The sequence below is a fragment of the Kluyvera sp. genome (genome assembly GCF_047971185.1).
Taxonomy (GTDB): Bacteria; Pseudomonadota; Gammaproteobacteria; order Enterobacterales; family Enterobacteriaceae; genus Kluyvera.
In genome coordinates this window covers 1-6,414 of record NZ_JBKDZH010000100.1, presented here as the reverse complement: position 1 = coordinate 6,414, position 6,414 = coordinate 1, and the positions used below count along the sequence as shown (strand labels likewise).

The 6,414-nt window shown below is 55.3% G+C and carries 5 protein-coding genes, 2 tRNA genes and 2 pseudogenes; 7 read left to right on the top strand and 2 right to left on the bottom strand.

Features of this window, described 5'->3' with window-relative positions; translation table 11 throughout:
• The 5 genes and pseudogenes from ACK5JN_RS20740 to ACK5JN_RS20720 form a co-directional block, all read left to right on the top strand.
• Window positions 1-988: pseudogene (locus ACK5JN_RS20740) on the top strand (ATP-dependent metalloprotease); the annotation flags it as partial.
• A gap of 94 nt (window positions 989-1,082) precedes the next feature.
• Window positions 1,083-1,931 (top strand): dihydropteroate synthase, encoded by an 849-nt coding sequence (gene folP, locus ACK5JN_RS20735; RefSeq protein ID WP_416871881.1) that lies wholly within the window; start codon window positions 1,083-1,085, stop codon window positions 1,929-1,931.
• The gene (gene glmM, locus ACK5JN_RS20730) at window positions 1,924-3,261 is read left to right on the top strand and encodes a phosphoglucosamine mutase (protein ID WP_416871880.1); all 1,338 of its coding nucleotides are present in this window, start codon (window positions 1,924-1,926) and stop codon (window positions 3,259-3,261) included. The genes folP and glmM overlap by 8 nt, the downstream gene beginning before the upstream one ends.
• Window positions 3,262-3,487: 226 nt before the next feature.
• On the top strand, window positions 3,488-3,820 hold the full coding sequence (gene secG / locus ACK5JN_RS20725; protein ID WP_064541957.1) for a preprotein translocase subunit SecG: 333 nt from the start codon (window positions 3,488-3,490) through the stop codon (window positions 3,818-3,820).
• A 9-nt stretch (window positions 3,821-3,829) separates the two neighbouring features.
• Window positions 3,830-3,916 (top strand) — tRNA-Leu (locus ACK5JN_RS20720).
• 60 nt (window positions 3,917-3,976) lie between these two features.
• Here the strand turns inward: ACK5JN_RS20720 and ACK5JN_RS20715 are convergent.
• Window positions 3,977-4,105: pseudogene (locus ACK5JN_RS20715) on the bottom strand (carboxymuconolactone decarboxylase family protein); the annotation flags it as partial.
• A gap of 71 nt (window positions 4,106-4,176) precedes the next feature.
• Window positions 4,177-5,520, bottom strand: coding sequence for an argininosuccinate synthase (argG, locus tag ACK5JN_RS20710; protein ID WP_416871879.1), 1,344 nt, complete (start codon window positions 5,518-5,520; stop codon window positions 4,177-4,179).
• A 334-nt stretch (window positions 5,521-5,854) separates the two neighbouring features.
• Here argG and ACK5JN_RS20705 point away from each other — a divergent pair.
• Together ACK5JN_RS20705 and rimP are read left to right on the top strand one after the other, a co-directional pair.
• A tRNA-Met gene (locus ACK5JN_RS20705) sits at window positions 5,855-5,931 on the top strand.
• Window positions 5,932-6,139: 208 nt separating this feature from the next.
• The coding region (rimP, locus tag ACK5JN_RS20700; protein ID WP_416871878.1) for a ribosome maturation factor RimP at window positions 6,140-6,414 on the top strand (275 nt) is incomplete at its 3' end.

Below are 6,414 nucleotides of genomic sequence, written 5' to 3'. Positions count from 1 at the left end.
TGTGGTAGGTCTGCCGGACGTTCGCGGTCGTGAACAGATCCTGAAAGTACACATGCGTCGCGTACCGCTGTCTCCGGATATCGATGCGGCAATCAATGCCCGTGGTACCCCTGGCTTCTCCGGTGCGGACCTCGCGAACCTGGTGAACGAAGCGGCGCTGTTTGCTGCTCGCGGCAACAATCGCGTGGTATCGATGGTTGAGTTCGAGAAAGCGAAAGACAAAATCATGATGGGTGCGGAACGTCGCTCCATGGTGATGACGGAAGCGCAGAAAGAATCTACCGCGTATCACGAAGCGGGCCACGCGATTATTGGTCGCCTGGTGCCGGAACACGATCCGGTGCATAAAGTAACGATTATTCCGCGCGGTCGTGCGCTGGGTGTGACCTTCTTCCTGCCTGAAGGCGACGCGATCAGCGCCAGCCGTCAGAAGCTGGAAAGCCAGATCTCAACCCTGTACGGCGGTCGTCTGGCGGAAGAGATCATCTACGGCGTTGAGCATGTTTCCACCGGCGCGTCGAACGACATTAAAGTCGCGACCAACCTGGCGCGTAACATGGTGACCCAGTGGGGCTTCTCCGACAAACTCGGTCCGCTGCTGTACGCGGAAGAAGAGGGCGAAGTATTCCTGGGCCGCAGCGTGGCTAAAGCGAAGCACATGTCCGATGAAACCGCGCGTATCATCGACCAGGAAGTGAAGGCGCTGATCGAACGTAACTACGGTCGTGCGCGTCAGCTCCTGAACGACAACATGGACATTCTGCACGCGATGAAAGATGCGCTCATGAAGTATGAGACCATCGATGCGCCGCAGATTGACGACCTGATGGCTCGCCGCGACGTACGTCCGCCAGCGGGTTGGGAAGAACCGGGTTCGTCCAACAGCAACAATTCTGGCAGCACCGGCAAGCCGAGTGCACCGCGTCCGGTTGATGAACCGCGCGCGCCGGACTCTGGCACGATGTCAGAGCAGCTGGGCGACAAATAAGTTCTCCCTCGTGGAAGACTGAGCATCACCTGAAACCCTGGGGCTTGCCCCGGGGTTTTTTATATTTAAGAAATAGAAAATAAAAGGATTCGCTATGAAACTCACCGCCCAGGGCTCCATTCTGGATCTCTCCCATCCACACGTGATGGGGATCCTCAACGTCACGCCGGACTCTTTCTCCGACGGCGGCACGCACAACACGCTGGTTGAGGCGGTGAAACACGCGAATTTGATGATTAACGTGGGGGCGACCATCGTCGACGTGGGAGGCGAGTCCACCCGGCCTGGGGCGCTGGACGTCAGCGTGGAAGAAGAGCTTGAGCGCGTGATCCCGGTGGTGGAAGCGATCGCCCAGCGCTTTGAAGTGTGGATTTCTGTCGATACCTCCAAGCCGGAAGTGATCCGCGAGTCTGCCCGGGCGGGGGCGCATATCATCAACGACATCCGTTCGCTCAGCGAACCGGGCGCGCTGGAAGCGGCGGCCGAAACCGGGCTTCCCGTTTCGCTGATGCACATGCAGGGCAACCCGAAAACGATGCAGGACGCGCCGAAATACGACGATGTGTTTGCGGAAGTGAATCGTTATTTTGTGGAACAGATCGCACGCTGTGAGCGGGCGGGAATCTCAAAAGATAAATTGTTGCTCGACCCGGGGTTCGGTTTCGGTAAAAATCTCTCCCATAACTATGCATTACTGGCGCGTTTGTCAGAATTCCATCATTTCGGCCTGCCGCTGTTCGTCGGTATGTCGCGCAAATCGATGATTGGTCAGCTGCTAAACGTGGGGCCGTCGGAGCGCCTTAGCGGCAGTCTGGCGTGCGCGGTGATTGCTGCCATGCAGGGCGCGCATATTGTTCGCGTCCACGACGTCAAAGAAACTGTTGAAGCGATGCGTGTGGTTGAGGCCACCCTGTCTGCGAAGGGAAATAAACGTTATGAGTAATCGCAAATATTTTGGTACCGATGGGATCCGTGGTCGCGTGGGCGATGCGCCGATTACCCCTGATTTTGTCCTGAAGCTGGGATGGGCGGCAGGTAAGGTGCTGGCAAGCCACGGTTCGCGCAAAATCATCATCGGTAAAGATACCCGCATCTCCGGCTATATGCTGGAATCGGCGTTGGAAGCGGGCCTGGCGGCAGCGGGGCTGTCTGCCTCTTTCACCGGCCCGATGCCGACGCCGGCGGTGGCCTATCTGACCCGCACCTTCCGTGCTGAAGCCGGTATCGTTATCTCCGCCTCGCACAACCCGTTCTACGATAACGGCATCAAGTTCTTCTCCATCGACGGCACCAAACTGCCGGATGAAGTAGAAGAAGCCATTGAAGCGGAAATGGAAAAAGAGATCACCTGCGTGGACTCCGCCGAGCTGGGTAAAGCCAGCCGCATCGTCGACGCCGCGGGTCGCTACATTGAGTTCTGCAAAGGTACCTTCCCGAACGAACTGAGCCTTAACGGCCTGAAAGTGGTGGTGGACTGCGCGAACGGCGCCACCTACCACATCGCGCCAAACGTGCTGCGTGAGCTGGGGGCGACCGTGATCGCCATCGGCTGCGAGCCGAACGGCGTGAACATTAACGAAGAAGTGGGCGCCACGGATGTCCGCGCGCTGCAGGCGCGCGTGTTGGCGGAGAAAGCCGACGTTGGTATCGCGCTGGACGGCGACGGCGACCGCGTCATCATGGTTGACCACGAAGGCAATAAGGTCGACGGCGACCAGATCATGTATATCATCGCCCGCGAAGCCCTGCGTCAGGGCCAGCTGCGCGGCGGTGCGGTCGGCACGCTGATGAGCAACATGGGCCTGGAAGTAGCGCTCAAGCAGCTGGGCATTCCGTTTACCCGCGCGAAAGTGGGTGACCGCTACGTGCTGGAAAAAATGCAGGAAAAAGGCTGGCGTATTGGCGCGGAAAACTCCGGTCACGTGATCCTGCTCGACAAAACCACCACCGGTGACGGAATTGTGGCGGGCCTGCAGGTGGTTGCCGCCATGGTGCGTAACCACATGAGCCTGCACGACCTGTGCAGCGGTATGAAGTTGTTCCCGCAGGTGCTGGTCAACGTGCGCTATACCGACGGTAAATCCAACCCGCTGGAAAGCGATGCGGTGAAGAGCGCGGCCCTCGAAGCCGAAGCGGCAATGGGCAACCGTGGCCGCGTGCTGCTGCGTAAGTCCGGTACCGAACCGCTGATTCGCGTGATGGTGGAAGGCGAAGACGAAGCCCAGGTTACCGAGCTGGCTCATCGCATTGCTGATGCGGTAAAAGCGGCATAACCGGTGTCCTAAGTGACTAAAAAGGCGGCGCTTGCCGCCTTTTTATTGTCGGTTTTGCGTTGTTTTGCTGTTTTTTTCCGCAGTTGATACAATGTGTGGAAATTGCCCTTGCGAAGGTCATTCGCTTTGGTTAGTATTCACACCCGCTTCAGTGGGAAACTTAACTGTCCCGCTTAATTGGTCGAAGCACTTGGTACGCGGTGTCCCCGCAAGGAACAGGTTGATTATGTACGAAGCTCTTTTAGTTGTTTTCCTTATTGTAGCGATTGGCCTTGTGGTCCTCGTTATGCTGCAGCAAGGTAAAGGCGCTGATATGGGAGCCTCCTTTGGAGCAGGCGCTTCCGCTACACTGTTTGGTTCTAACGGTTCTGGTAACTTCATGACCCGTATGACCGCCGTGTTCGCGACACTGTTCTTCATCATCAGTCTGGTTCTGGGTAACATCAACAGCAACAAGACCAATAAAGGAAGCGAGTGGGATAACCTGACTGCACCGAAGACTGAGCAAACCACTCAGCCAGCGGCTCCGGCTCAGCCGACCAGCGATATCCCGCACTAAGTATTCTGTACCGAGGTGGTGGAATTGGTAGACACGCTACCTTGAGGTGGTAGTGCCCTAACGGGCTTGTGGGTTCGAGTCCCATCCTCGGTACCAATATTCCGAAAGAAAGACGCTGAAAAGCGTCTTTTTTTTCGTCTGTAGAAAACGGAGCTGATCCGCTTTAGGGAAATCAACGACCGTATCATTTACCCGGTTCATCATGTCGGTGAACAGAATTGCGCTGACGGCGCTGATGATCTCAATCACCTGCGGGTCGCTGAAATCAGCCGGGTGAATGGCGGCGCCGCTAATGGCCGTAAACGCAAGAGACAAAAAAGGCCGCTTACGCGGCCTTTTGCATCAACGAGGCAGGCTTATTTGCCTTTGTTTTCCAGATTCTCAACCTGCGGCAGGCCGGTCGAGGAAGAGGCGGTCAGCAAACCGGCTTTCGCGTAGCCGAACAGCTTCTCGCGGGTATCGGTGATGTCCAGATTACGCATGGTCAGCTGGCCAATACGATCGTCCGGTGAGAACACGGATTCGCCTTTTTCCATCGTCAGACGCTCTGCCTTATAGGTCAGGTTGTCAGACACGGTGTTCAGGATCGAGTAGTCGTTACCGCGACGCAGTTCCAGCGTCACTTCACCGGTAATCTGGCTGGCGACCCAGCGCTGCAGGCCATCACGCAGCATCAGCGCCTGCGAGTCGAACCAGCGGCCCTGATATAGCAGTTTGCCCAGCTGACGACCATGAGCGTGATACTGCTCAATGGTGTCTTCGTTATGAATACCGGTCAGCAGACGCTCGTAGGCGATGTGCAGCAGTGCCATCCCCGGGGCTTCGTAGATGCCGCGGCTTTTCGCTTCAATGATACGGTTCTCGATCTGGTCGCTCATGCCCAGGCCGTGACGGCCGCCGATGCGGTTCGCTTCCTGCATCAGTTCTACGTCATCGCTGAAGGTTTTACCGTTCAGGGCAACCGGGTGACCCTGCTCGAAGCGGACGGTCACTTCTTCCGCCGGGATCTTCACGCTTTCGTCCCAGAACTTTACGCCCATAATCGGGTTGACGATCTTAACGCTGGAGTTCAGGAATTCGAGGTCTTTCGCTTCGTGCGTCGCACCGAGCATGTTGGAGTCGGTAGAGTAGGCTTTTTCGACCGACATTTTGTAGTCGAAGCCGCAGGCGATCATAAATTCGGACATCTCGTGACGGCCGCCCAGCTCGTCGATAAAGTCGGTATCGAGCCACGGTTTGTAAATCTGCAGCTCGGCGTTGGTCAGCAGGCCGTAACGATAGAAACGTTCAATATCGTTGCCTTTATAGGTGCTGCCGTCGCCCCAGATGTTCACGCCATCTTCTTTCATGGCGGCAACCAGCATGGTACCGGTGACGGCACGGCCCAGTGGGGTGGTGTTGAAATAGGTCAGGCCGCCGGTGGTGTTGTGGAACGCGCCGCACTGAATCGCCGCGATGCCTTCAGCAACCAGCTGCTTACGGCAGTCGATCAGACGAGCGTTCTCTGCGCCATATTCCATAGCACGACGAGGGATCGCATCATAATCATCTTCGTCTGGCTGGCCCAGGTTTGCAGTATATGCATAAGGGACCGCGCCTTTTTGTCGCATCCACAGCAGCGCTGCGCTGGTGTCGAGGCCGCCAGAGAAGGCGATACCAATACGTTGACCTGCCGGAAGATGCTTGAGAATCGTCGTCATAAAGTAAAACCCTGCGTGATTGACTGAAGGAAAATTACGCTTCGCTGTCAGTGAATTTTTATGCAAAATAAATGAGTTTTCATTTAATCATGTTTTGTCATAGACCGGAAGGGATTCATGCATTTTTATTCAAAAAATCCGCGTCGGCAGCGAAGGTTATCAGAATTACCATACCGCGATGTGCAGCGCATTTCTTCTGCATAGAATGTGAGGTTGACAAGCTGTGAGCCACATCACTATACTACAGGTCGATTTTACGTCCCGTCCTCGGTACCAAATCCCAGCATTATTTGCATTTTTTACTCAAAACGCGTAAAATTTGCCACGTTTCAGGCGCGGGGTGGAGCAGCCTGGTAGCTCGTCGGGCTCATAACCCGAAGGTCGTCGGTTCAAATCCGGCCCCCGCAACCACTTTCCCTTAGAGTTCATTTTCAAATATACTGTGAAGACTTAGGCCTTCGTAGCTGGATTTGAAAAAAAATTCTTTCGGAAGGTTCTCCAGGCCGCAGTTGCGGCTATAGGGTTCAGTTATCTAAAGCCCCGATTTATCGGGGTTTTTTGTTATCTGACTACAGAATAACTGGGCTTTAGGCCCTTTTTTTATGTCTTGGGGGTGGGTTTGTCCACATTAGAGCAAAAATTAACAGAGATGATTACAGCGCCGGTTGAAGCCTTAGGCTATGAACTGGTCGGCATCGAATTTATTCGCGGTCGCACATCCACACTGCGCATCTATATTGATAGTGAAGATGGCATCAATGTTGATGATTGTGCTGATGTTAGCCTCCAGGTGAGTGCGGTTCTTGATGTTGAAGATCCTATTACCGTCGCCTATAACCTGGAAGTTTCCTCGCCTGGTCTGCATCGCCCGCTGTTCACTGCTGAACACTACAC